This window comes from Roseateles noduli, from assembly GCF_050626985.1.
Lineage (GTDB): Bacteria > Pseudomonadota > Gammaproteobacteria > Burkholderiales > Burkholderiaceae_C > Roseateles > Roseateles noduli_A.
The window spans coordinates 1929727-1953461 of sequence record NZ_CP192463.1 but is presented as its reverse complement, the minus strand read 5'-3'; the positions used below and the strand labels follow the sequence as shown (position 1 = coordinate 1953461).

The following is a 23735-nucleotide window of genomic DNA, read 5'->3' as shown; positions in this document are numbered from 1 at the left end:
GCGTTACCGCGGCGCCTCGCTGGTCGGACCGCGCCGGTCCCGGCGGCGGACCACCACCACGGTCGCATCGTCCTTGCCGCGCAGATGGTCCCGCAGGATCCAGCCGGCGATCACCGCCGGATCGGCCTGCAGCAGGCCCGGCGTCTCCTCCAGCGACCAGCGGCTGACGATCCCGTCCGAGTGCAGCACCAGCACCGCATGCGGCGGCCAATCGTAGACGACATCCTGCAGCCGTCGGATCTGCAGTCCCAGCGTGCCGTGCTGGGACAGCAGCGTCCGGTCGGACACGCCCGAGATCAGGCGGCCCGAGATGTTGCCCGCGCCGGCGAACCGCAGCGGGCCGTCCGGCGTGAGCGACAGCGCCGCCGACGCCGCGCCGCGCGTGCTGCGCAGGCTGTCGTGCGAGCGCTCCAGGAAGGCCGCCGGCGAGGCGAGGTGACCGGGCTCGGCGCGCGCGAGCAGCGTCATGAGCTTGTCCGCCGCCGCGGCCGCGTCGACACCGTGGCCGAGTCCGTCGGCCACGGCGAGCGACCAGCGGTCCTGATCCTGGTCGCGGTCGCGGCGCAGCGCCCAGGCGTCGCCGCTGACGGTCTCGCCCGGGGCGGCCAGCGACAGTCCGCTGACGTCGAAGGCGGCGTCGGCGGCGGCAGGGAGGCCCGAGGACAAGGTGGCCGGGAAGGCGGCCGGGAAGGGGGCCGCGAAGGTCGCTGGGTGCGCGGCTGGCGCGCCGAGGCGGTTCCGATCCGTGCGCGGCCCGAAGCGCGCCGCCAGGACCGTGCCCCGCTGCGGCGCGGAGAAGCCGCCGAAGCGGTCGGCGCTGCGCCGGATCGCGCCGAGTCCGGTGCCGGCCGTGCCGCCGGTGCTGTAGCCGTCCTGCAGGCAGCGCGACAGGTCCATGCCGTTGCCCCGGTCCAGCGACAGCACCTGCACGGCGGCGCCGGCGGCATCGTCCTGGGCGCCGGACTCGTCCACGCCGATCAGCAGCGCGGCCTGGCGGCCGGGCCCGACATGGCGGAACAGGTTGGTGCCGAGCTCGGTCACCGCCAGCGCGAGCCGGCCGGCGGCCTCCTCGTCGAAGGCCAGCTCCGCCGCCAGCGCCTGGGCGGCACGCCGGGCCTCGCCCACCTGACTCGCGTCGTCGATGGGGAAGCGTCGATACGCGCGCATGGCTACTTCCAGCGCGTGATCGTCACGCGCGTCCCGCGTCCTGGGGCGGACTCCAGTTCGAAATCGTTCACCAGCCGCTTGCTGCCGGACAGGCCCATGCCCATGCCGTTGCCCGAGGTCCATCCATCCTTCATCGCCAGCTCCAGATCCGGAATGCCCGGTCCCTGGTCGACAAAGGCAAGTCGCAGTCCCGTGCGCACGCCCGACTGGACGAAGGCCCATTCCATCGCGCCACCGCCGCCGTAGATCAGCGTGTTGCGCGACAGCTCGCTGGCGGCCGTGATCATCTTGGTCTGGTCGACCAGCGAGAACTTCAGTTCCTGCGTGAGCCTGCGCACCAACTGCCGCGACAGGACGATGTCGGGTTCGCTGCGGATGGGCAGCGAGCCCGAGGCGGCGTCGGACGCCGTCACCGGCCGGGCCCCCGGTCGACGCCGTGACCGGCATCGCCGACACCGCTCAGGTCGCTCGGGTCGCCGTCACCGACCGCCAGGTTGCTCGCGAGGTCGGCGTCCGCCTCGTCGGCCTGGCGCAGCAGCGCCATGCCGCGTTCGACGTTGAGCGCGGTGCGCACGCCGTGCAGCGACAGGCCCAGTTCCACCAGCGTGATCGCGACCGCCGGCTGCATGCCGACGACGACCGAGTTGGCCCCCAGCACCTTGGCGATGCTGGAGATGCCGGCCAGCATGCGGCCGATGAAGGAGTCGACGATCTCCAGCGCGGAGATGTCGATGAGGACGCCGGTCGCGCCGGTGTCCTGGATCCTGTTGGCCAGGTCGTCCTGCAGCGCGAGCGCGGTCTGGTCCTGCAGGTCCACCTGGATGGTGACCAGCAGGGTCCTGCCCATGCGCAGGATCGGGATGCGCGTCGTCATGCCGCGCCCACGAAGCCGGTGCCGCCGGCGGGCCTGGCCTTGGTGACCACGAAGCCGGCGCGCTTCATCGCCAGCGACAGCGCGTCCGCCAGCGTCGCCTTGGTGGTGATGCCCTCCAGGTCGATGCCCAGGTGCACGATGGTCTGGGCGATCTGCGGCCGGATGCCGCTGATGATCGCGTCCGCGCCCATCAGCCGGATCGCGGTGACGGTCTTGAGCAGATGCTGCGCGACCAGCGTATCGACGGTCGGCACGCCGGTGATGTCGATGATGGCCAGCGCGGAGCCGGTCTCGACGATGCGCTGCAGCAGCGCCTCCATCACCAGCTGCGTGCGGCCGCTGTCCAGCGTGCCGATCATGGGCACGGCCAGCACGCCGTCCCACAGCTTGACCACCGGGGTCGACAGCTCCAGCAGCTCCTGCTGCTGGCGGCCGATGATCTCCTCGCGGCTGCGCTGGTAGGTCGTGACGGTGTACTGCGCCATGTGGTCCAGCAGCGTCGAGATCGCCCAGGTCGCCTCGCCCAGCGCCGCCGCGTCGCCGGCGAACTTGCGCTGCACGCCGCTGAAGAGCGGCTTCTTCAGCGCGAGCACGAAGCGGCTGGTGTCCGCGGCCGTGGAGCCCTGCGCGGCGCGGGAGGCCGACAGCTCGGCCAGTACCGCGCGCACGTTGGACCAGGCCGCATCGTCGAAGTGCTCCGTGCCGCCGCTGGCGCGCACGCCGCCGAGGATGGCGTTCAGCAGTTCGCCGGTCTCGCGACCGTCGCTGGACAGCGTGCGGCCGCCGCTGCCGGCGGCCAACTCCGCCTGCCACTCGGCCAGGACCTGGTCGCGATGGACGGACAGGAGTTCTTCGACGGCGGCGCTGTTCTGTTTCATCGGGTCCTCTCGGGCGCTCGGGGGCGCGTGTGATGCGGGAAGCGGGGAACGAAAATGGAGTGGGGAGGAAATCGGCGACCGGCGCGGGGGACCGCACGGCGGGCGCGATCGTACTCTTGGCGGCATTCGCCCATTTCCATCGGCGGGCGAGGATTGGGGGTGGGTATCCCCCAGGGCGGCGTGGGCACGTCGGTTGCCCAATGCCGCTGTCAGACATTCAAGATCAAGATTGGGAGAACGACGTGGCGGATCAGATGAGCGTGCTGGTGGTGGACGACAAGCCGCAAAACCTGCTCGCGATGAAAGCCTTGCTGGCAGATTCCGGCCTGGGAGTGTTGACGGCGGACTCCGGCCCCGCCGCGCTGGAACTGCTGCTCACGCACGATGTGATGCTGGCCCTGCTCGACATCCAGATGCCGGGCATGGACGGCTTCACGCTCGCCGAACTGATGCGGGGCACGGAGCGTACCCGGCATGTGCCGATCATCTTCCTGACCGCCGGCTCGCAGGAGGCGCAGCGCAGCTTCAAGGGCTACGAGGCCGGCGCGGTGGACTTCATCTACAAGCCGGTCGACGCGCACGTGCTGCGCAGCAAGGTCGCCGTCTTCGCCGACCTGCACCGCCAGCGCCAGCTGCTGGCCGAGCGCATCGTCGAGCAGGAGCGGCTGGCGCGCGTCAACGCGCTGATGCTGAGCGCGCTGAGCCACGACATCCGCAGCCCGCTGTCGGTCATGATGCTCAACGCCGAGCTGCTGATCCGTCAGACCGAATCCCCGTCGCTGCAGAAGGCCGGCCAGCGGGTCAAGGCCGCGGCGACGCTGCTGGGCCGCCAGGTCGACCACCTGGGCAGCCTGGCGCGCCGGCCCTGCGAGCTGCTGCAGGTCCAGCCCGAGCGCAGCGATCTGGCGATGCTGGCCGCGCAGCGGCTGGACATCGAGAGCAACCAGGCCGTGATGTGGGCGCCGCCCGCCTTCGACCGCATCGGGGACACGAGCGGCGACTTCGACGTCGAGCTGATGGCGCAGACCCTGGACCAGCTGCTGATGCAGGCGGCGACGCATGCCGGCGACAGCACGATCCGCATCCAGGTCGACGGCAGCGCGCAGCGCTCGCTGATGCTGCGCATCAGCTTCGACACGGTGCTCGAGCCCGAGGCCTCCATCCACCTCTTCGGCGGCAACGAGCCGGTGTCGGGCATGTCCTCGGCGCAGGTCGGCCCCGGCCTGCAGGAACCCGAGCGCGTCGCGCGCGCGCACGGCGGATCGCTGATCGGCGTGTCGCGGGCCCGGCAGGGCACGATGTTCGAGCTGCTGCTGCCGCGGCTGCAGTCGGAACGCTGAGCGGGACCATCGATGCCGCAATGCAGCAGGCATGCAGGCCGAAGCGCGCGTGGCGCGGCGTCCTACACGCGACCCCAGCGCGGCCCGACAGACCGGGCGCGCGCGCCGGCCCACAGTGGTGGCATCACAGCAACCACGATGGGGACTGCCATGAACCGCTCCTCCACACCCGGGAAGTCCAGGACGACGCTGGCGCTCAAGGCCGCCGTCGCGGCCGCCGCCTGCGCGCTGGCGGGCCACGCGATGGCCGACATCACGTTCTACGAGAACGAGAACTTCCGCGGCCGCAACGCGGGCGCCGACGCGCAGATCAACTTCCTCAAGGACATCGGCTTCGACGACCGCGCATCGTCCATCGAGGTCCGCGGCGAGCGCTGGGAGGTCTGCGAGGACCCGGGCTACACCGGCCGCTGCCGCGTGCTGCAGCCGGGCAGCTACCCGTCGCTGCGCTCGATGGGCTTGGACAACCGGATCAGCTCGGCGCGCCGCGTCGGCGAGGACGTCAGCCGCGACCGCTACGGCCCCGATCCGCAACCGACCTACCTCCGCCGCGGCGATGAAGGCCTGTACCAGGCGCAGGTCGTCTCGGTGCGCGCCGTGATGGGCGACGAGCAGCAGCGCTGCTGGATCGAGCAGAAGGAAGTGCGCGACCGGCCCAACGTCGGCGGCGCGGTGATCGGCGGCGTGCTCGGCGGCATCCTGGGCCACCAGTTCGGCGGCGGCTCCGGGCAGGCCGTGACGACCGCGGCCGGCGCCGTCGGCGGCGCGGTGGTCGGCAGCAACATCAACCGCGACAAGGACGTGCGCAACGTGCAGCGCTGCGGGGCCTCGCCCAACGGCGGCAACCCCCAGTACTGGGACGTGACCTATCGCTTCAAGGGACAGGACCATTACATGCAGACCCGGCGACCGCCGGGAGCGACCGTGACCGTCAACGCGCGCGGCGAGCCGCGCGAGTAGGCGGGACACGGTCATCGATCGATCGACCCAGTGAGGACTCCTGGGGCCGGCCGGGGTGGCGCGCGCTAGCATGCGGCGCCACCCCGGCCGCCCCGTTTTCGCTTCCATGACCACCACGACGTCCACCGCCGCCTCCAAAGCCTACTCGGGCAACGACCTCCACCTGGCCCACGGCGTGCGCCGCCACGATTGGCTGCCGCTGCCGACGATGCTCGGCTTCGCGCTGGCGGTGGTCACCATCCTGATCACCGCCTGGTTCTCGTGGCGCTCGCAGCAGGCGCAGTCCGACTCGGCCGACGCGATGGCGCGCACGCTGGTCGTGCAGGAGCAGATCCAGACGCTGGGCTCGGCGATGAAGGATGCCGAGACCGGTCAACGCGGCTACCTGCTCACCGGCATCGACACCTACCTCGTCCCCTTCAACACGGCGCAGGTGACGATCCCCGCCGCCGCCGAGCGCTTGCGGGCGAGCTTCCAGAACTACCGCCCGCAGCTCGCGCGGCTGGAGGCCGCCGAACAGCTCTTCAAGGCCAAGCTGACCGAGATGGAGGAGACCATCGCGGCCCGCCGCAACGGCGACAACGTGGCCGCCGTCGCGACCGTGAAGGGCGACCGGGGCCGCATCCTGATGGAGCGCATCCGCACGCTGCTCGGCGAGATGGAACGCGAGGAACGCGACCGCGCCGCCGAACGCCGGGCGCTGTGGGACGGCGCGGTGCAGCAGACGGTCGGCGTGATGTGGGGCGGCTCGGCCTTGCTGCTGTTGCTCACGGCCGTCGCGGCGGTGCTGAGCTCGCAGGGCTACCGGGCCGCCAAGACCGAGGCGTGGCTGAAGGCCGGCCAGGCCGGACTGGGCGTCGAACTGCAGGGCGATCCGCACGTCGAGCGGCTCGCCGACATCGCCACCAGCTTCCTCGCACGCTGGACCGATGCGCGCGTCGGCGCGTTCTATGTGGCGCAGGAGGACGGCAGCTTCCTGCGCGTCGGCGGTTATGCGCTGCCGGTGGCGACGGGCACGGACGCGGCGCCGCCGGTCGTGCGCGGCGGCGACACGCTGCTGGGCCAGGCGGCGCGCGATCGCCGGCCGGTGCATGTGACCCGGTTGCCGGCGGACTATCTGCCGGTCACGTCGTCGCTGGGCCGCGCGGATGCGACCGAGCTGCTGATCGCGCCGGCCGGGCTGGACAAGCGCGTGCAGTGCGTGATCGAGCTGGGCTTCCTCCACCACGTCGGCGAGGCCGAGCGCGAACTGCTGGCGCGCGTCGCCGAACCCATCGCGATGGCGCTGCGCGCCGCCAAGGACCGCAGCCGGCTGGAGGCCCTGCTCGAAGAGAGCCGCCGCCAGTCCGAGGAACTGCAGATGCAGCAGGAGGAGCTGCGCGCCAGCAACGAGGAACTCGAGGAGCAGGGCAACGCGCTGCGCGACTCGCAGCTGCGGCTGGAGAAGCAGCAGACCGACCTCGAGGAGAGCAACACCCAGCTCGAGGAACAGGCGCGGCAGCTGGAGCTGCAGCGGTCCGAGCTGACGCAGGCGCAGGCGCTGCTGACGGAGCGCGCCGAGGCGCTGGAGCGCTCCAACCAGTACAAGAGCGAGTTCCTGGCCAACATGAGCCACGAGCTGCGCACGCCGCTGAACTCGACGCTGATCCTGGCCAAGCTGCTGTCCGACAACAAGGACGGCAACCTGAGCGACGAGCAGGTCCGCTTCGCGCAGACCATCAGCTCGGCCGGCAACGACCTGCTGATGCTGATCAACGACATCCTGGACCTGTCCAAGATCGAGGCCGGCAAGGTCGACATGCAGATCGAGCGCGTCTCGGTGCCGCGCCTGCTGCAGCAGCTGACGCAGGTCTTCGCGCCGGTCGCGGCGCAGCGCAACCTGGCCTTCGGCCTGCAGCTCGCGCCGGGCGCGCCGGAATGGATCGAGACCGACGAGGCGCGGCTCGGCCAGGTGCTCAAGAACCTGCTGTCCAACGCGCTGAAGTTCACCGAGCGCGGCTCGGTGCGCATGGAGGTCGGCGCCACCACCGACGGCCGCCTGGCCTTCACGGTCAAGGACACCGGCATCGGCATTCCCCAGCACCAGCAGGCGCTGATCTTCGACGCCTTCCGCCAGGCCGACGGCAGCACCCACCGCAAGTACGGCGGCACGGGGCTGGGCCTGTCGATCTCGCGCGACCTGGCGCGGCTGCTGGGCGGCGACATCCACCTGCAGAGCACGCCGGGGCAGGGCTCGGTCTTCAGCCTGGTGCTGCCGCTGGCGCACGAGGCGCCGGTCGACGACGCGCGTCCGCGCCCGTTGTCGCCGGCGCAGGCGCCGCAGCACGGGCCGCTGAAGGCGCCGCCGGCGGTGCCCGCCTTCGATGCGGTGCTGCCCGCGATGCAACCGGCCCGCAGCGCGGCGGAGGAGGCGACGGCCACCGCGGAGTCGCTGCTGCGCGAGCCCGCGCCGGCCGCGCCCGAACCGCGCCTGCCGCAACTCGACGACGACCGCCTGTCCTGGGTGCCGGGCGACCGCGCGATCCTCATCATCGAGGACGACCAGCGCTTCGCCCTGATCCTGCGCGACCTGATCCGCGAGATGGGCTTCGTGTGCCTGATGGCGCACACGGCCGAGAACGGCCTGTCGATCGCGCAGCGCTATGCGCCCAGCGCGATCCTGCTCGACATGAACCTGCCCGACCACTCCGGCCTGGGCGTGCTGGACCAGCTCAAGCGCGAGCCCCTGACGCGCCACATCCCCGTGCACGTGATCTCGGTGGCCGACTACACGCACGAGGCGATGGAGCGCGGCGCGATCGGCTACGCCTTCAAGCCGGTCAAGCGCGAGGAACTCGAGGTCGCGCTGCACAAGCTCGAGGCCAAGTTCTCGCAGCGCCTGCGCACGGTGCTGGTGGTCGAGGACGACGCGCGCCAGCTCGACAGCATCCGCCACCTGCTGGCCGCCGACGAGGTCCGCATCGAGGGCGTCGCCACCGCGGCGGAGGCGCTCGAGGCGTTGCGCCGCTCGACCTTCGACTGCATGGTGATGGACCTGAACCTGCCCGACATGAGCGGCTACGACCTGCTCGACCAGATGGCGGCGCAGGACGACGTGTCCTTCCCGCCGGTGATCGTCTACACCGGCCACACGCTGACGCCGCAGCAGGAGCAGCAGCTGCGGCGCTATTCGCGCTCGATCATCATCAAGGGCGCGCGCTCGCCCGAGCGGCTGCTCGACGAAGTCACGCTGTTCCTCCACCAGGTCGAAGCGCAGCTGCCGCCGGAGCGGCAGAAGATGCTCAAGGAGGTCCGCGCCCGCGACAACATGCTCGAGGGGCGGCGCGTGCTGGTCGTCGAGGACGACGTGCGCAACATCTTCGCGCTGTCGGCGGTGCTGGAGCCCAAGGGCGTGAAGGTGGACATCGCCCGCAACGGGCGCGAGGCGCTGGAGCGGCTCTCCGCGCCGCTGCAGGGACCGGGCGCGATGCCGCCGGTGGACCTGGTGCTGATGGACATCATGATGCCGGAGATGGACGGCTACACCGCGATGCGCGAGATCCGCGCGCGCGCCGACCTGCGCCGGCTGCCCATCATCGCGCTCACCGCCAAGGCGATGAAGGACGACCAGGAGAAGTGCATGGCCGCGGGCGCCAACGACTACATCGCCAAGCCGCTGGACATCGAGAAGCTGCTCTCGCTGGTGCGGGTGTGGATGCCGCGCTGAGGAGCGGCGGACGATGACGCACGGCGACGACGGCACGACGGGCCGGCACGAGGACGACCTCGAGGTCCGGCTCATCCTGGAAGCGATCTACGCGCGCTACCACTACGACTTCCGCGACTACGCGGGCAGCTCGCTGCGGCGCCGGCTGAAGGCCGGCCAGCAGCGCTTCGGCTGCGCGAATCTCTCGCAGCTGCAGGGGCGCGTGCTGCATGAGCCGGAAGTCTTCCGCTCGGTGCTGGCCGACCTGACCGTGCAGGTCAGCGAGATGTTCCGCGATCCCGAGTACTTCCGCGCGCTGCGCGAGCAGGTCGTGCCGGTGCTGCGGACCTTCCCGTCGCTGCGGATCTGGGTGGCGGGCTGCAGCGGCGGCGAGGAGGCGTACTCGATGGCCATCCTCATGAAGGAGGAAGGGCTGCTGGACCGCACGCTGATCTACGCGACCGACATCAGCCAGGAGGCGCTCGCGCAGGCGCAGGCGGGGGTCTACCGCGTGGACCAGGTGCCGCTGTACTCCGAGAATCACCGGGCGTCGGGCGGGCGGGGCTCGCTGTCGGAGTACTACACCGCGGCCTACGACCACGTGCTGATGGACAAGTCGCTGAAGGAGCGCATCGTCTTCAGCGACCACAGCCTGTCCACGGACAGCGTGTTCGCCGAGGTGCAGCTGGTGTCCTGCCGCAACGTGCTGATCTACTTCAACCGCGCGCTGCAGGACCGCGCGCTGGGCCTGTTCACCGAGGCCCTGTGCCGCAACGGCTTCCTCGGCCTGGGCGCGCGCGAGACGCTGCGCTTCTCCGCGCACGCCGGCGAGTTCGTCGAGATCGCGGCCAAGGAACGCATCTACCAGAAGCGGTCGGCCTGACACGACCCCGGCCCTCACCCCTCCCTCTCCCGCAAGCGGGAGCGGGTGCAAGAGGGGCTGTGGCCGCGAGTAAAGCTGGTCGGACTCCTCGCCCGCTTGCGGGAGAGGGTGGGGGTGAGGGGCCGGCGTGAGGCGGCGGGCTCGGGGCTTGCCTGAATCCTGCATCGACCCGCACCGGGTCTCACAGGAGCACACACCATGGCCACCAGCAGCATCCTCGGCGGAACGCAGGCGCCCGCGCAGGCGAAGGGACGGGGCACGGACTCGCTCGGTCCGAGCGACAGTTCCGACAGCGGCAGCGACGTCTCGGGCGAGCGTCGGATGAGCACCGGCGCGGACGATCCGGACGAGCTGGGCGCGACACCGTCGAACCCCTCCAGCGACACCGATCGCTTCGGCACCGGGGAGCGCGCGTCGGCGACGCCGGGGCGGGACCACGATGCCGCCGATATCCTGCCCGACCGCGTCAGCCGCTCGCCGACGCCGGACGACATCGACGCGAGCATCGATGTGGAGGACCTGGCCAGCGGCGACGATCCGTCGGCCGGTCCCGATCCGGAGCATGCGGATGACGACGAGAACGTCGACGAGTGATGTCGACGACTGACGTCGAGGAGTGACGTCGAGGAGTGACGTCGACCGATGACGTCGGCCGGTGCTCTCGACGCGGCGCGACGCAGGCTCGAGGCACCGTCGACGGATGAGCTCAGCGACGCCGGGAGGCGTCGCCGCACGGGCTCAGAACGAGCCTGCGACGACCATGGACGCGAACACGCCCAGCGCAAGCGCGCCGACCCAGAGGCGCAGCGGCGCCGGTTCGCTCCGGGGGCGGCGTTGCTGATGGCGATGCGCCAGGAAGCAGGCCACGGACGCGCCGCCGGCCAGCAGGAACACGAGCGCGTAGCCCAGGCCCTCGACGGAGCGGCCGTGATGCAGCGCCAGCGCCAGGACGATCTGCCCGAGCATCAGCCCTGCCACGCCCGAGACGGCGGTCGAGGAGAGGGCAGCGGAAGTGGCGGTGCGGCTGGACGGGCGGTCGTGTTGGGACATGGCGTGCGGGGCTCGTGGAAGTCGTCGGGAGGCGATGCCGGATTGTCCCGTCGGCCCCGTGCCGCGAGCCCCCCGAAAAGCGCCGCGCGAGCGCAGTAATTCGCGTCCGCGCGCTTCGTGCGGCGTCGAGGCGCTCCGCGGACGCTACGCAGCCGCTCCGACGACGCGCATGCGCGCGCATCGAAGCCCTTTTTCCCCAGATGCCATCGAGGATGTCGTGTTTTTGCTGCAGCGCAGCACCCCCTGGATGCGGGGTGTTTTCAGGCACGACCGGGGCTGTTCGTAGCACCTTCCGGGTACATGCGGAAGAGGGCCGGTTTTTATGTGGGTGGACGAACAGACTCCCTCTGTGGCGGGTGGTGAACTGCGGTGTCCGCAATTCGCGGATTTCCCTTTCGGAGCAACCACCATGACCCTGCCTTTGCTCGCCCGGAAGCCCATCGCGTTCCAGCGTACCCTGCTGGCTCTCGCCTTGGCCGCCGTCAGCGCCAGCGCATCCGCGCTACCGCAATTCACCTGGGACCCGGGTGCCGCCGGCCTGAACGGCTCGGCTTTCACGGCCGACAACCTGCTGGTGTCGAATTATTCGACCATCACCTTCGGGGCCGGCAACTCGTTCACCGAAGCCGGCTACCTGTCGATCAGCGCGGCCCAGCTGGGCGGCCTGACGCTGCCGTCCGACGGTCTGAATTCGGACTACGGTTTCTACATCCAGTTCAGCGGTACCGGCACGCTGTCGCAAGCCGGCAACCCGGGCACCACCCCGACCCTGGGTGCGCTGAATTCGCTGACGTACACCCTGTACGGCTACAACGGCACCTCGTCGTTCGGCTTCGCCGGCAACACGCCGACCGAAACCGCGACCGGCGAAGTGGCCCTGGCCACCGGTTCGCTGGTGCTGGGCACGGTGGCGACCACGCCGCTGGGCGACGGTACCTTCAATCCGTCGGCCAACGCCAAGCTGACGATCGACTGGCTGGTGCCGGGCTTCCAGAGCTCGTCCCCGGCCTACACGATCGCGCTGACCTCGTTCTCCAACACGACGTCGCAGGTCGAACCCTTCGCGGGCGGCTTCCGCATCCGTCAGGGCGGCGGATCGATCAACTTCGCGGCCGTGCCGGAACCGTCGACCTACGCGATGCTGCTGGCCGGCCTCGGCGCGGTCGGCTTCATCGCGCGTCGCCGCCGTTCGGAGAAGTGATCGGACGGCCGGTCCTTCGGGACCGGTCGGGGTTCCGGAACGCGAGGGCATGCGGGTGCCCGGACGAGCCGGAACGTCAGGTCGGACAGGGATGTCGGCGAAAGCCGGCTTCTCGCCGTGCCTCACGGAGCGCCCAGCGGGCGCTCCACGGGTGTCCCGTCCACGACGGGACGCCCGCTGCGATGCTCGAATCAGCGATGCAGCGCCCTCAGGCCTGCACGGCGACGGATGCGAAGGTGGCAGAGGTGGCCGCGTTCTCGTCGTCCAGGTCCTGAGGCAGCAGACGCTGGAAGTCCTGCTTGAGCAGGGCGTAGCACTCGCAGGCCCGGGCTTCCAGCCCCGGCCGGTCCAGTACCGCGATATGTCCGCGGGAATAACGGATCAGGCCGGCGGCCTGGAGGCGCTGGGCGCTCTCGGTGACGCCTTCCCGGCGCACGCCCAGCAGGCTGGAGATCGACTCCTGCGTCACCGACAGCTCGCAATGCCCATGCTGACGATCCAGGCACAGCAGCAGCCAGCGGCACAGTTGCCGTTCCAGTGAGTGGTGCCGGTTGCAGACCGCCGTGTGCGCGATCTGCGCGATCAGCGATTGCACATAACGCAGCATCAGCGGCATGGACGCGCCGGCGCGCAGCAGCTCCTCCCGGACCAGCGGCACCCGCATGCGGAAGGCCAGGCCGGCCCGCTGCACCACCGCGCGGCAGGCGGGGGACTCGCCGCCCATCGCCGCGGCCAGACCCGCGGCGCCTTCGGAGCCGATCATCGCGACCTGCGTCGCGTCGCCCGAATGGGTCGTGTGGATCAGCGAGACGATCGCGGTGATCGGGAAATACACGTGGGTGGCGGGCGTGCCGGCCTCGAAGAGCACGCGGCCCTTCAGCAGCTCGACAGTCTCGAGCTGCGCGGACCAGCGCGCCTGGTCCTCGGCGGGCAGCTGCACGAGCAGCAGGTTCGCGCGAGCTTGCGTGGCGGCAGGGTTTGCGGCAAGGGACAGGGACATCGATAGGCTCCGGGAACTGCACATCCGTTCCAGCGGACCACTATGGCAATCACCGTGCCTGTCGAGGTATCGGAGCGTGTCTTTGGTGCCATTGCGTACGCGTTCCCGCAAGGGTCGCGGGAATGTCCCGATGTCTCGGCACTATCCCCGCCTGGGTGCGCCAGCGCACCGGGTTGTCGATGCTGGCCGCACAGCGTTCTAGGGGGGCCGCCGTCGCGGGCCTGTCGGACGGTGTCCCGGTCCCTATAACGGGGAAGCGCACGGGCATCGGACCCGCGCGCATCCACGACTCCAACCGAGGAAGACAAATGAATCGATCCACCACCCGGTTCCCAGGCACCCTGCGCACGCTCCGCCCGCTGGCGGGCATGGTCCTCGCGCTGTCGATCGGCGCGGCGCAGGCCGAGAGCATCCTGTTCGTCGGCAACAGCTTCACCTACGCACAGGGCTCGTCGGTGATGCAGTTCAACCCCGGCTCCGTGACCGACCTCAACGGCACCGGCATCGGCGGCATCCCGGCGCTGTTCAAGGCCTTCACCGCGCAGGCCGGGCTCAGCTACGACGTCAGCCTGGAGACGGTCGGCGGCAGCGGCCTGGACCTGCACTACAACACCAAGATGGACCTGATCAACAAGCCGTGGGACCGGGTCGTGCTGCAGAGCTACAGCACGCTGGACGCGTCCCAGCCCGGCAATCCGGCCAAGCTGATCCAGTACTCGGGCCTGCTGGCCGACGCGCTGCACGCGCAGAACGCGGACGTGAAGATCAACCTGATGGCGACCTGGTCGCGCGCGGACCAGACCTATCCGCCCAGCGGCGCCTGGTACGGCCAGTCGATCTACAAGATGGCCGAGGACGTCTACACCGGCTACCTGCAGGCGGACCAGGCGTCCGACAAGATCGACGGCGTGATCCCGGTCGGTCTGGCCTGGAACCGCGCGATGTCCCAGGGCTTCGCGGACACCAACCCTTACGACGGTATCGACGCCGGCAAGGTCAAGCTGTGGGCCGGCGACAACTACCACGCCAGCATGTACGGCAGCTACCTGGAGGCGCTGACGATCTTCGGCAAGATCACCGGCCTGGACCCGCGCAGCCTGGGCGCGGGCGAGACCTCGGCGGCGCTGCTGGGCATCTCCGAGGCGCAGGTGCGGGTGATGCAGCAGCTGGCCTTCGAGCAGCTCGCCGCGCCGGTGCCGGAACCGTCCACCTGGGCGATGCTGATGGCGGGCGTCGGCCTGCTGGCGCTCTGGCGCCGCCGGAGCGCGGTCGCCGCTCACCCGTCGCGTCTCTCCAGCACGTAACCCATGCCGCGCACGGTGTGCAGCAGCTCGACGTCGAAGGGCTTGTCGAGCTTGCCGCGCAGCCGTCGCACCGCGACTTCGACGACGTTGGTCTCGCTGTCGAAGTTCATGTCCCAGACCTGCTCGGCGAGCTCGGTCCGGGACATGACCTGACCCTGGCGCCGCAGCAGCAGCGTCAGCAGGCTGAATTCCTTGGGCGTGAGGTCCAGCCGCTGTCCCGCGCGGTGGACCTTGCGGCGCAGCAGGTCGACCTCCAGGTCGGCGAGCTTGAGCACGGTGGCCTCGGCCGGCACGGCGCCGGCCGCGCGGCGCAGCAGCGCCTGGATCCGGGCCACCAGCTCGGAGAACGCGAAGGGCTTGCACAGGTAGTCGTCGGCGCCGGCCTGCAGGCCGCGGACGCGGTCCTCGACCTCGGCGCGCGCCGTCATCATCAGCACCGGCAACGCACGCGTGTGGTCCTGCTGGCGCAGCGCCGCCAGCACGGCGAGTCCGTCGATGCCCGGCAGCACGCCGTCCAGCAGCACCAGGTCGTACTGGCCCTCGCTGGCCTGATGCAGGCCGTCGACGCCGTCGCGCACCAGGTCGACGACGAATCCCTCCTGCGTCAGGCCGCCGCGCAGGTAGTCGCCCAGCTTCTCTTCATCCTCGATCACCAGCAGTTTCATCGTGCGTGCTCCCTGCGGACCTCGGGCAAGCGGCGCACCGGCCCGGCGGACGGCGGCCGACCTCGCCCTCTAGAATCCGTCCACCATGCCCCTCCGGACCCCGTCTCTCTCCGCATCGCGCGCCGGGTCCGTCAGCCGCAGGTTGCGCGCCATGGTGTGGCTGATCGTGCTGCCGACGCTGCTGCTGTCGGTGATCGCCGGCATGGCGGTCTTCCACACCGAACGTCGCGCGGCCGTGGCCGCCGCCACCGAGACCGCCGAGGCGCTGAGCCTGGTCGCCGACCGTGAGATGGCGGTGCGCACCGCGCTGCTGCAGGCGCTGAGCGTCTCGCCCAGCCTGGCCGAGGGCCGGCTCGAGCAGTTCCATGGCGAGGCCGCCCGGCTGGTCGCCGGTTCGCCCAACACCATCGTGCTGACCACGGTCGAGGGTCGTCAGCTGATCAACACCCGCGTCGCCTGGGGTCAGCCCTTGCCCGCGGCGAACGGCTTCAAGGACGGCATCGACACCACGCGCCGGCTGCTCGTCTCCAATCTCTACATCGGTCCGGTGGACCGCAAGCCCAGCTTCGCCGTGCGCGTGCCGGTGACGGTGCTGGGCCAGCCGATGTACCTCGGCTACGGCAGCCCCGTCAGCGAGATGCAGCAGATCTTCCGCCAGCAGCCGCTGCCCGAAGGCTGGCTGGGGGTCGTGCTGGACCGCAACGGCGACGTCATCGCGCGCACCCGCGACCCGGAGAAACGTGTCGGCCAGCGGGCCAGCCCGAACATGCTCGCCGCGCTGAGCCGCGGGGACCAGGGCGTGGTCGACGCGCGCACGCTCGACGGCGAGCCGGTCTTCACCGTCTTCAGCCGCGCGCCCGACTCCGGCTGGGTGGTGCTGATCGGCCTGAGCCAGGCGGAACTCGCCAAGGGCGCCTGGACCGCCTTCGCGATGATGCTGTCGCTGTCGCTGGCCTTCATCGTGCTGGCGCTGGTGCTGGCGCGGCGCATGAGCCGCGAGATCGCCGATCCGCTGCGGCGCCTGCGCAAGGACGCCATCCGCATGGGCGGCGGCGCGACGATCGCCGAGGTCGCCGGCGGCGTCGACGAGATCGACGTCGTCCAGCACGCGCTGGCCACGGCCAGCCGCGAACGCGCGGGCAACGAGCAGCGCCTGCGCGAGGAGATCGACGCGGCGGTCGAGCAGACGCGCCGGGCGCAGCAGGCGGCGCTGCGCAGCCAGAAGCTGGAGGCGCTGGGCCGGCTGACCGGCGGCATCGCGCACGACTTCAACAACCTGCTGCAGACCATGACGACGGGGCTGCAGCTGGCGCGCCGGCTCAGCACCGACCCGCGCGCCGACACAGCGCTGGACGCCTGCCAGCGCGCGACCGGCAAGGCGGCGCAGCTGACGCGGCAGCTGCTGGCCTTCGGACGGCCGCAGGTGGGGCATGAGACGGTCATCGACCTGCGTCGCCAGTTGCCCGAGCTGATGGCGCTGGCCGGCGGCGCGGTGGGCAGCGCCGTCGAGGTCGAGCTCCACATCGACGAGGACCTGTGGCCCGTGCGCACGGACCCGGTCCAGCTGGAGCTGGCGGTGCTGAACCTCGCGCTGAACGCGCGCGACGCGATGCACGGGCGGGGCCGCCTCACCGTCTCGGCGCGCAAGCGCGTGCTGGCGCAGGGCGATCCGGTGGGACTCGCGCCGGAGCTGCTGCCCGGGGACTACGTCGCGATCGCGGTGCGCGACACCGGCGACGGCATGACGCAGGAGCAGATGGAGCGCGCGTTCGAACCCTTCTTCACCACCAAGGCGGTGGGGCAGGGCACTGGCCTGGGGCTGGCGCAGGTCTATGCGCTGGCGCATTCGGCGGGCGGCACGGCCGGCATCGTCAGCAAGATCGGCCTGGGCACGGAGGTCACGCTGTGGCTGCCGCGTTCGCACGGCAGGACGGAGGCGGAGGGTCAGGTCGTGCGCGCGGCGTCGCCCGGCACGGAACGGCGCTTCGCCGGGACGGTGCTGCTGGTGGAGGACGAGCCGTCGGTGCGCGAGCTGACCGCGCAGGCGCTGGAGGAACGCGGCTTCACCGTGAAGACGGCGCCGACGGCCGATCACGCGCTGGACCAGTTGCGCGGGGGACTCGCCGCGGACGTGGTGCTGACCGACATCGTGATGCCGGGCGCGCGCAGCGGCGTGGACCTGGTGCGGACCTTGAAGGTCCTCAAGCCGACGCTGCCGGTGGTGCTGGCCAGCGGCCACCCGGTGCGCATCGAGGAGGCGCCGAACGTCCCGCTGGTGCCCAAGCCCTATGACGTGGACGTCCTCGCGGCGGTGCTCGCCGAGGCGATGAATCCGACGCGCGAAGCCGTCTGACGCGCTACCTGCGCGCGAACCGTGCGAACGTGCGCCTGCAGGGCTGATTGAGTCGAAGCTCGAATACCGGAACCGGGAGCAATCAGGCGCGACTGAAGCGCCCTTGCAACTTGAATCCGGAGGGTTTCATGTGGGAAGTAGCGGTAGGCGACGACATCTGGGTGGGGGACGGCTGGCACCGGGAGTTCGACACCGGACGACTGGTGGTGACCGACGAGGACGCCTACCGGCGCTACCTGGAGGAGTACCGGCCCACCCGCGAAGAGGCGGGTCTCATCATCCCTCCCCACTTTTTCGCTGACCACGAGGTCGCCGAAGGCATGACCACTTCGCGCGAGGTCGCGGAGGCCTTGGACACCTTGGCGTCGATCGCGAAGCTGCCGCCCGAGGACGTCGACCTGGACCGGCTGCTGTCCGGTTTCAGCACGGCAGCGGTGGTGCTGGGTCCCGACGGCAACACGACCGACATGCTGCGGAAGGCATCCGACGACGACCATCGGGAGTTCGTGAGGCGGCGGCAGGGCCATGCCGCCGCGTGGGGATTGCGGCTCCTCGAAGAACTCGATGCCGATTCGTCCCAGTCCGAGCTCCCCGGGTCGACGCAGGACCGGGAACAGCGCGCGCGGACGCTTCAGCAAAGGCTGTCCGATTCGCCGGCGTTGCTCAAGGAGGCCCTGCCGATGGCGTTCTTCGGCAGCATGCTGGCGTTTGGCATCGACCATGAATCGCCGGGCGGACGGCGACTGCTCACGCTGTGCAAGGCGTTGAAGGACGATGATCTTCCGTCGATCGCCGCCGCCCTGGACCACTATGAAGGACGTCGGAACGACGGTTTCCTGCCGCGCGCACTGGCGGATGCCGTCGTCTCGTGGCGACGCCTCAATGCCGGTCGCATGCAAGGCCTGACCCATCAGATGTACGACGCGCTTGAACTGAAAGTGCTTGCGTCGCGATAGGCAACGACGTTCACGCCACCTTGGGCAAGTCCTTCAGTCGCTTGTCGAGCGTGTTCGCCTGCATGAACCGGTGGGTCTCGGCGACGACTGAAGCGCCATCTTCCACGGAGTCAACCGAATGTTCGGAATCACGCCCAGCGGCGCGGCGCCAGGTGCCGCAGACATCGTCCCTTCCTCCTCCTCCTCCTCCTCCTCCTCCTCCAGTACGTCGACCCAGCTCGCCGACATCGAGGGCGCCGATGCGTCTCCCAGGCGTTCGACATGGCAAGCCCATTCGGATGACCTGAAGGCGCTGTTCAACGACGACGGGGCCAAGCCCGAGTCGACACGCCTGCTGAAATCCTGCGCGCTCGGCGGGCTGTTGAAGGCCGCGTTGATGGACAGGCAGCGCGGCGGTCAGGCCGCGGCCGATCTGGCGGGGCTGGAGCCCGGCTGCCGCGCGGACTGGATCGCCGCGCTGGTCCTGGACGGGTACGGGGTCAGTCACGAGAGCCGCGATGACGTGAAGGACCGGCCCACCGTCGCGGCCTGCAAGGCCGCTGCGTCGCTGGCCCCGGAGGTGAAGCAGCGTCTGAGCCGGCTGCTCGGCGCCTCGGAGGTCCATCGCATGGAGGCGCAGCCCTACAGGCTGACGCACGCGACGCGCGTCATGCTGGAGGGCCTGGGGATCTGCCCGGAGCCAGGCCAGCCGTTGCCGGAATATCGGCCAATGAAGTCCCCGAGGCAGCACCGGCTGGAGCCGTTGGAAGCACAGCTGCGCGCGCAGGTCCCCAATTACGCAGAGCTGGCGCAGCACTTCATTCAAGGGCGGATGCCTCCGCGCCCCATGCCGGCCTGGATTGCCGAACAGGCACCGGTGGAATCACCCGCCGGACCGGGGTGGCCGGCGCGGTTGCAGCAGGCGGCGCGGGACATCGTCGGACCGCTCGGATGGGGCATGCAGATGCGCCTGGGAGACCGCCTCTGCCAGAACCTCGGGAATCTGTTCGGTGCAGGAGGCGGATTTCCGCACACGCCGTTCATGTAGACCCCTGGGCACGTGTCCGCCGGGCGCTGCCGATGCCTTTTCAGGCGAGCATGATCGAACCCGGAACGAATGCCCGATCCGACGCGGGAGATGTTCGAGGCCCTGGGGCTTGAGCAACTGCGCCAAGCCACAGGGATCCCCGACGTCAAGCCACCTTCGGCAAGTCCTTCAGCAGCTTGTCGAGCGTGACCGGATAGTCGCGCACGCGCACGCCGGTGGCGTTGTAGATCGCATTCGCCACCGCGGCGGCGACGCCGCAGATGCCCAGTTCCCCGACGCCCTTGGCCTTCATCGGCGACGACAGCGGATCGGTCTCGTCGAGGAACACGACCTCCTGGTGCGGGATGTCGGCATGCGCCGGCACCTCGTAACCCGCGAGGTCATGGTTGACGAAGAAACCGCGCCGCTCGTCGACATGCAGCGCCTCCATCAAGGCCGCGCCGACGCCCATGGTCATCGCGCCGATGACCTGGCTGCGGGCCGACTTGGGGTTGAGGATGCGTCCCGCCGCGCACACGGCCAGCATGCGCCGCACGCGGACCTCGCCGGTGAAGGCGTCGACCGCGACCTCGACGAAGTGGCCGCCGAAGGTCGACTGCTGGTACTTCTTGTCGAGGTCGCCGAACTCGATCTTGTCCTCGGCGGCCAGGCCCTCGTTGCCCGCGACTTCGCCCAGCGACACGCTGCGTCCGCCGCCGCGCACCTGGCCGTCGACGAAGACGGCGTCCTTCGCATCGACGCCGGCCTTCTTCGCGACCAGCTCCCGCAACGCGACGCAGGCCGCGTACACGCCCGACGCCGAGCTGTTGGCGCCCCATTGCCCGCCCGAGCCCGCCGACACCGGCAGCGCCGAATCGCCCAGCCGCACCACCACCTGGTCGAGCCCGACACCCATCATTTCCGCCGCCGTCTGCGCGAGGATCGTGTAGGTGCCGGTGCCGATGTCGGTCATGTCGGTCTCGACGGTGACGATGCCGCGGCGGTCCAGCCGCACCCGCGCGGCCGACTTCATCACGATGTTGTTGCGGAACGCCGCCGCGACGCCGAGGCCGATCAGCCAGCGTCCGCCGGGACCTTCACGCCGCTGTCCCGGCGCGGCGCGTCGGCTCCAGCCGAAGCGCTCCGCGCCCGTGCGCAGGCACTCGGTCAGGCGGCGCTGCGAGAACGGCCGTTCCGGCTTCTCCGGATCGACCTGCGTGTCGTTGACGATGCGGAACTGGATCGGGTCCATGCCGAGCTTCTCCGCGAGCTCGTCCATCGCGATCTCCAGCGCCATCAGCCCCGGCGCCTCGCCGGGCGCGCGCATCGCGTTGCCTTCGGGCAGGTTCAGCTCCGCGAGCTTCATCGCGGTCATCCGGTTCGCGCCCGCGTACAGCAGCCGCGTCTGCGCGACGGCGGTCTCCGGTCCGCCGCCGGGCAGGTCGCCGGACCAGCTCTCGTGCCCGATCGCCGTGATCTTCCCGTCCCGCCCCGCGCCGATCCGCAGGCGCTGGATGGTCGCGGGCCGGTGCGTCGTGTTGTTCATCATCAAGGGCCGCTGCAGCGCCACCTTCACCGGTCGGCCGCTGGCCTTCGCGCCCAGCGCGGCCATCAGTACGTCCGCGCGCAGGAACAACTTGCCGCCGAAACCGCCGCCGATGAAGGGCGAGATCAATCGCACCTTGTCGCGCGGCAGCCCCAGCGTCTTGGCCAGATCGCCGCGGCCCCAGTCGATCATCTGGTTGGCGGTCCAGACGGTGAGCTTGTCGCCTTCCCAGACGGCCAGCGTCGCATGCGGCTCCATCATCGCGTGCGACTGGTCCGGCGTCGTGTAGGTCTGGTCGATCTTCACCGCCGCCTGCGCGAAGGCGGTGTCGAAGTCGCCGACCTTCGTCGAGGGCGGCGTGTCGTTGGCTTCCTTCGGCGGCTTGGCCTGGTCCTTGGCCTTGGCCAGGCTGAAGGCGCCGCTCTCGCGCGCGTACTGGACGCGGATCAGCGCCGCGCCCGCGCGTGCCTGCTCGAAGCTTTCGGCGACGACCACGGCGATCGCCTGGTGGTAGTGCTCGATCTCCGGCCCGCCGAGCAGCCTGGCGGTGTTCATGCTGCCCTTGCCGAGCTTGCCGGCGTTGTACGCGGTGACGATGGCCAGCACGCCCGGCGCGGCCTCCGCCGCCTGGACATCGATCGTCGAGATGCGGCCCTTGGCGATGCCGGCGCCGACCACGACGCCATAGGCGACGTTCTTCGCGACGTCGTGACGCTCATACGCGTAGGGCGCGGTCCCGGTCGTCTTGCGCGGCCCGTCGATGCGGTCGGTCGGCTTGCCGACGATGCGCAGCTGGTCGATCGGGTTCGTGGTGGCGGGGGTGTCGAATTTCATGCGGTCCTCCCGGTGACCTTCGCTTGCGCGAGCACCGCGGCGAGCGTGCGCTCCACCAGCGGCAACTTGAAGGCGTTCTCGGCGGTGGGCGTCGCGCCGGCCAGCAGCGCGCCCGCGGCGGCGGCCGCGCCTTGGCGCAGGGCGCGCTCGGCGCCTTCGGCCCGCCAGGGCTTGGGCGCAATGCCGCCGACGGCGAAACGTCCGCTGCCGTCGCGCTGGACGATCGCGCCCACCGAGACCAGCGCGAAGGCGTACGACGCCCGGTCCCGGACCTTGTGATACAGGTGCGTGCCGCCGACCGGCTTGGGCAGCGTCACCGCGGTGATCAGCTCACCGGCCTCGAGCGTGGTCTCGATGTGCGGCGTGTTCCCTGGCAGCCGATGGAAGTCCGCGATCGGGATGCGGCGCGCCTGGCCGTCGGGCCGCAGGGTCTCGACGGTCGCGTCCAGCACCCGCATCGCGACGGCCATGTCGCTGGGGTGCGAGGCGATGCAGGCCTCGCTGACGCCGATCACCGCCAGCGGCCGGCTCATGCCGCCGATCGCCGAGCAGCCGCTGCCCGGCTGGCGCTTGTTGCAGGGCTGGTCGGTGTCGTAGAAGTAGGGGCAGCGCGTGCGCTGCAACAGGTTGCCGGCGGTCGTCGCGCGATTGCGCAGCTGGCCCGACGCGCCGGCGAGCAGCGCCCGCGACAGCACGCCATAGTCGCGCCGCACGCGGGCGTCCGCGGCGAGGTCGCTGTTGCGCACCAGCGCGCCGATGCGCAGGCCGCCGTCGGTGCTCGCCTCGATGCGGTCCAGGCCCAGGCCGTTCACATCGATCAGGTGCGTGGGGGTCTCGACCTGCAGCTTCATCAGGTCGAGCAGGTTGGTCCCGCCGGCGATGAAACGCGCGCCGGGCTGCTTCGCGGCGGCGGCCACGGCGGCGGTCGGCGAGGCCGCGCGCTCGAAGGTGAACGGCTTCATGCGGACCTCCGCTCGCCGGTGCCCGGCACAGGGACGCCGGCCACCTCGGCCATCGCGTCGATGATGTTGGAGTAGGCCCCGCAGCGACAGAGGTTGCCGCTCATGCGCTCGCGCAGCTCGTCGATGGACAGCAGCGGACGGACGTTGAGGTCGGGCGTGACGTGACTGGGAGCGCCCGCCTTGATCTCGTCGAGGACGGCGACCGCCGAGCAGATCTGCCCCGGCGTGCAGTAGCCGCACTGGTAACCGTCGTGCTTCACGAAAGCGGTCTGCATCGGATGCATCTTCTCGGGCGTGCCGAGGCCCTCGATCGTCACGACCTGGGCGCCCTCGTGCATCACCGCCAGCGTCAGGCAGGCGTTGACGCGTCGGCCGTCGAGGTGGATGGTGCAGGCGCCGCATTGGCCGTGGTCGCAGCCTTTCTTGGTGCCGGTGAGCTGCAGATGCTCGCGCAGCAGGTCCAGCAGCGAGGTGCGGTTGTCGACGACCAGCGTCTGCGGCTGGCCGTTGACGTTGAGCGTCACGCGGGAGGTGGCCACGAGGTTCTCCTGAGGCTTGGGTCCGGCGGATGAGGCGGGCGAGGGCGCTTGCGCGGCGGCCTCCAGCGGCGCGCCGGCGGCCACCGCGGCGGACGCGCCCGCGCCGGCGATCAACAGGCCGCGGCGCGAGATCGCGCAGCGCTCAGCGTCGCACGGGGGCCTGTCGGGTGGGGGCAGGGAAGACGCGGTGTCCGCGTCCGATCGATCCGTGTCGAGATCCATGCTGGGGACTCCTGGCTGGCCGGGATCGGCAAGCTGGCGAGTCGGCAATCCCTGTTCCCAGCGGACACCTCCGCATCGGGATTCGCACGGTGGCGATCAGCGATGCGCCTGCAGCCACTCCTCGACGGACCTGGCGCTGGTGCCCACGGCATCGACCGCATGGCGCAACAGCTCGGGCGACACGCCGAAGCGTTCGCCCCAATAGCGCAGCTCGTAGTCGTCCTGCACGTTGACGCGATGGCGTTCGCTGTTGTGGGGACTGGAAGTTTCCTCGGACATGACGATCTCCCTGACCCGGGCCCCGAGGCCC

The 23735-nt window shown here is 70.5% G+C and carries 20 protein-coding genes and 1 pseudogene; 10 read left to right on the top strand and 11 right to left on the bottom strand.

Annotated features, from left to right (window positions below; translation table 11 throughout):
* Positions 1-3: 3 nt before the first annotated feature.
* From ACQ4L4_RS08460 to ACQ4L4_RS08445, 4 genes and pseudogenes are all read right to left on the bottom strand, one after another.
* Positions 4-1167: a SpoIIE family protein phosphatase gene (locus tag ACQ4L4_RS08460; protein WP_431103806.1), complete on the bottom strand. Its 1164-nt coding sequence runs from the start codon at positions 1165-1167 to the stop codon at positions 4-6.
* 2 nt (positions 1168-1169) lie between these two features.
* On the bottom strand, positions 1170-1580 hold the full coding sequence (locus ACQ4L4_RS08455; protein ID WP_431103805.1) for an anti-sigma regulatory factor: 411 nt from the start codon (positions 1578-1580) through the stop codon (positions 1170-1172).
* Between the two features lie 104 nt (positions 1581-1684).
* Positions 1685-2041, bottom strand: a pseudogene (locus ACQ4L4_RS08450) (STAS domain-containing protein); the annotation flags it as partial.
* Positions 2038-2919 carry an STAS domain-containing protein gene (locus ACQ4L4_RS08445; RefSeq protein ID WP_431103804.1) on the bottom strand — a complete coding sequence of 294 codons (882 nt, stop codon included), beginning with the start codon at positions 2917-2919 and terminating at the stop codon, positions 2038-2040. The pseudogene ACQ4L4_RS08450 and the gene ACQ4L4_RS08445, both read right to left, overlap by 4 nt.
* Positions 2920-3161: 242 nt before the next feature.
* Here ACQ4L4_RS08445 and ACQ4L4_RS08440 point away from each other — a divergent pair, with 242 nt between their 5' ends.
* From ACQ4L4_RS08440 to ACQ4L4_RS08420, 5 genes are all read left to right on the top strand, one after another.
* Positions 3162-4259 (top strand): hybrid sensor histidine kinase/response regulator, encoded by a 1098-nt coding sequence (locus ACQ4L4_RS08440; protein WP_431103803.1) that lies wholly within the window; start codon positions 3162-3164, stop codon positions 4257-4259.
* Between the two features lie 150 nt (positions 4260-4409).
* The gene (locus tag ACQ4L4_RS08435) at positions 4410-5219 is read left to right on the top strand and encodes a beta/gamma crystallin-related protein (protein WP_431103802.1); all 810 of its coding nucleotides are present in this window, start codon (positions 4410-4412) and stop codon (positions 5217-5219) included.
* 106 nt (positions 5220-5325) lie between these two features.
* Positions 5326-8925, top strand: a complete 3600-nt coding sequence (locus ACQ4L4_RS08430; protein WP_431103801.1) for a response regulator — start codon at positions 5326-5328, stop codon at positions 8923-8925.
* A gap of 13 nt (positions 8926-8938) precedes the next feature.
* On the top strand, positions 8939-9787 hold the full coding sequence (locus ACQ4L4_RS08425; protein WP_431103800.1) for a CheR family methyltransferase: 849 nt from the start codon (positions 8939-8941) through the stop codon (positions 9785-9787).
* Between the two features lie 198 nt (positions 9788-9985).
* Entirely contained in the window at positions 9986-10381 is a 396-nt protein-coding gene (locus ACQ4L4_RS08420; protein WP_431103799.1) for a hypothetical protein, read from the top strand.
* A 144-nt stretch (positions 10382-10525) separates the two neighbouring features.
* Here ACQ4L4_RS08420 and ACQ4L4_RS08415 read toward each other — a convergent pair whose 3' ends face one another.
* Complete coding sequence (locus ACQ4L4_RS08415) at positions 10526-10837, bottom strand: hypothetical protein (protein ID WP_431103798.1); 312 nt, start codon at positions 10835-10837, stop codon at positions 10526-10528.
* A 409-nt stretch (positions 10838-11246) separates the two neighbouring features.
* Between ACQ4L4_RS08415 and pepA the strand changes: the two genes are divergently transcribed.
* A complete protein-coding gene (pepA, locus tag ACQ4L4_RS08410; protein WP_431103797.1) occupies positions 11247-12038 on the top strand; it encodes a flocculation-associated PEP-CTERM protein PepA in 792 nt (263 codons plus the stop codon).
* Positions 12039-12246: 208 nt separating this feature from the next.
* Here pepA and ACQ4L4_RS08405 read toward each other — a convergent pair whose 3' ends face one another.
* A complete protein-coding gene (locus tag ACQ4L4_RS08405; RefSeq protein WP_431103796.1) occupies positions 12247-13038 on the bottom strand; it encodes a Crp/Fnr family transcriptional regulator in 792 nt (263 codons plus the stop codon).
* A 308-nt stretch (positions 13039-13346) separates the two neighbouring features.
* On the opposite strand from ACQ4L4_RS08405, the gene ACQ4L4_RS08400 reads away from it, so the two are divergent.
* A complete protein-coding gene (locus ACQ4L4_RS08400; protein WP_431103795.1) occupies positions 13347-14342 on the top strand; it encodes a DUF4886 domain-containing protein in 996 nt (331 codons plus the stop codon).
* Here ACQ4L4_RS08400 and ACQ4L4_RS08395 read toward each other — a convergent pair.
* Positions 14315-15007, bottom strand: coding sequence for a heavy metal response regulator transcription factor (locus tag ACQ4L4_RS08395; protein WP_431103794.1), 693 nt, complete (start codon positions 15005-15007; stop codon positions 14315-14317). The genes ACQ4L4_RS08400 and ACQ4L4_RS08395 overlap by 28 nt on opposite strands.
* 151 nt (positions 15008-15158) lie before the next feature.
* On the opposite strand from ACQ4L4_RS08395, the gene ACQ4L4_RS08390 reads away from it, so the two are divergent.
* The 3 genes from ACQ4L4_RS08390 (at position 15159) to ACQ4L4_RS08380 (ending at position 19343) form a co-directional block, all read left to right on the top strand.
* The gene (locus ACQ4L4_RS08390) at positions 15159-17360 is read left to right on the top strand and encodes an ATP-binding protein (RefSeq protein ID WP_431103793.1); all 2202 of its coding nucleotides are present in this window, start codon (positions 15159-15161) and stop codon (positions 17358-17360) included.
* 128 nt (positions 17361-17488) lie between these two features.
* Positions 17489-18316 carry a hypothetical protein gene (locus ACQ4L4_RS08385; RefSeq protein WP_431103792.1) on the top strand — a complete coding sequence of 276 codons (828 nt, stop codon included), beginning with the start codon at positions 17489-17491 and terminating at the stop codon, positions 18314-18316.
* A 118-nt stretch (positions 18317-18434) separates the two neighbouring features.
* Positions 18435-19343: a hypothetical protein gene (locus ACQ4L4_RS08380; RefSeq protein WP_431103791.1), complete on the top strand. Its 909-nt coding sequence runs from the start codon at positions 18435-18437 to the stop codon at positions 19341-19343.
* A 145-nt stretch (positions 19344-19488) separates the two neighbouring features.
* Here the strand turns inward: ACQ4L4_RS08380 and paoC are convergent, their stop codons facing one another.
* The 4 genes from paoC to ACQ4L4_RS08360 form a co-directional block, all read right to left on the bottom strand.
* Positions 19489-21702, bottom strand: a complete 2214-nt coding sequence (gene paoC, locus ACQ4L4_RS08375) for an aldehyde oxidoreductase molybdenum-binding subunit PaoC (protein WP_431103790.1) — start codon at positions 21700-21702, stop codon at positions 19489-19491.
* Positions 21699-22664, bottom strand: a complete 966-nt coding sequence (locus tag ACQ4L4_RS08370; RefSeq protein ID WP_431103789.1) for an FAD binding domain-containing protein — start codon at positions 22662-22664, stop codon at positions 21699-21701. Before ACQ4L4_RS08370 ends, paoC begins: the two co-directional genes overlap by 4 nt.
* A complete protein-coding gene (gene paoA, locus ACQ4L4_RS08365; protein WP_431103788.1) occupies positions 22661-23425 on the bottom strand; it encodes an aldehyde dehydrogenase iron-sulfur subunit PaoA in 765 nt (254 codons plus the stop codon). The genes ACQ4L4_RS08370 and paoA overlap by 4 nt, the downstream gene beginning before the upstream one ends.
* A gap of 96 nt (positions 23426-23521) precedes the next feature.
* A complete protein-coding gene (locus tag ACQ4L4_RS08360) occupies positions 23522-23704 on the bottom strand; it encodes a DUF3606 domain-containing protein (RefSeq protein WP_067272360.1) in 183 nt (60 codons plus the stop codon).
* Positions 23705-23735: the final 31 nt, after the last annotated feature.

Coding starts and splice junctions, on each gene's coding strand:
- ACQ4L4_RS08460 (WP_431103806.1), bottom strand. CDS start 1,167: ATGCGCGCGTATCGACGCTTCCCCATCGACGACGCGAGTCAGGTGGGC.
- ACQ4L4_RS08445 (WP_431103804.1), bottom strand. CDS start 2,919: ATGAAACAGAACAGCGCCGCCGTCGAAGAACTCCTGTCCGTCCATCGC.
- ACQ4L4_RS08435 (WP_431103802.1), top strand. CDS start 4,410: ATGAACCGCTCCTCCACACCCGGGAAGTCCAGGACGACGCTGGCGCTC.
- ACQ4L4_RS08430 (WP_431103801.1), top strand. CDS start 5,326: ATGACCACCACGACGTCCACCGCCGCCTCCAAAGCCTACTCGGGCAAC.
- ACQ4L4_RS08425 (WP_431103800.1), top strand. CDS start 8,939: ATGACGCACGGCGACGACGGCACGACGGGCCGGCACGAGGACGACCTC.
- ACQ4L4_RS08420 (WP_431103799.1), top strand. CDS start 9,986: ATGGCCACCAGCAGCATCCTCGGCGGAACGCAGGCGCCCGCGCAGGCG.
- ACQ4L4_RS08415 (WP_431103798.1), bottom strand. CDS start 10,837: ATGTCCCAACACGACCGCCCGTCCAGCCGCACCGCCACTTCCGCTGCC.
- pepA (WP_431103797.1), top strand. CDS start 11,247: ATGACCCTGCCTTTGCTCGCCCGGAAGCCCATCGCGTTCCAGCGTACC.
- ACQ4L4_RS08405 (WP_431103796.1), bottom strand. CDS start 13,038: ATGTCCCTGTCCCTTGCCGCAAACCCTGCCGCCACGCAAGCTCGCGCG.
- ACQ4L4_RS08400 (WP_431103795.1), top strand. CDS start 13,347: ATGAATCGATCCACCACCCGGTTCCCAGGCACCCTGCGCACGCTCCGC.
- ACQ4L4_RS08395 (WP_431103794.1), bottom strand. CDS start 15,007: ATGAAACTGCTGGTGATCGAGGATGAAGAGAAGCTGGGCGACTACCTG.
- ACQ4L4_RS08390 (WP_431103793.1), top strand. CDS start 15,159: ATGGTGTGGCTGATCGTGCTGCCGACGCTGCTGCTGTCGGTGATCGCC.
- ACQ4L4_RS08385 (WP_431103792.1), top strand. CDS start 17,489: ATGTGGGAAGTAGCGGTAGGCGACGACATCTGGGTGGGGGACGGCTGG.
- ACQ4L4_RS08380 (WP_431103791.1), top strand. CDS start 18,435: ATGTTCGGAATCACGCCCAGCGGCGCGGCGCCAGGTGCCGCAGACATC.
- paoC (WP_431103790.1), bottom strand. CDS start 21,702: ATGAAATTCGACACCCCCGCCACCACGAACCCGATCGACCAGCTGCGC.
- ACQ4L4_RS08370 (WP_431103789.1), bottom strand. CDS start 22,664: ATGAAGCCGTTCACCTTCGAGCGCGCGGCCTCGCCGACCGCCGCCGTG.
- paoA (WP_431103788.1), bottom strand. CDS start 23,425: ATGGATCTCGACACGGATCGATCGGACGCGGACACCGCGTCTTCCCTG.
- ACQ4L4_RS08360 (WP_067272360.1), bottom strand. CDS start 23,704: ATGTCCGAGGAAACTTCCAGTCCCCACAACAGCGAACGCCATCGCGTC.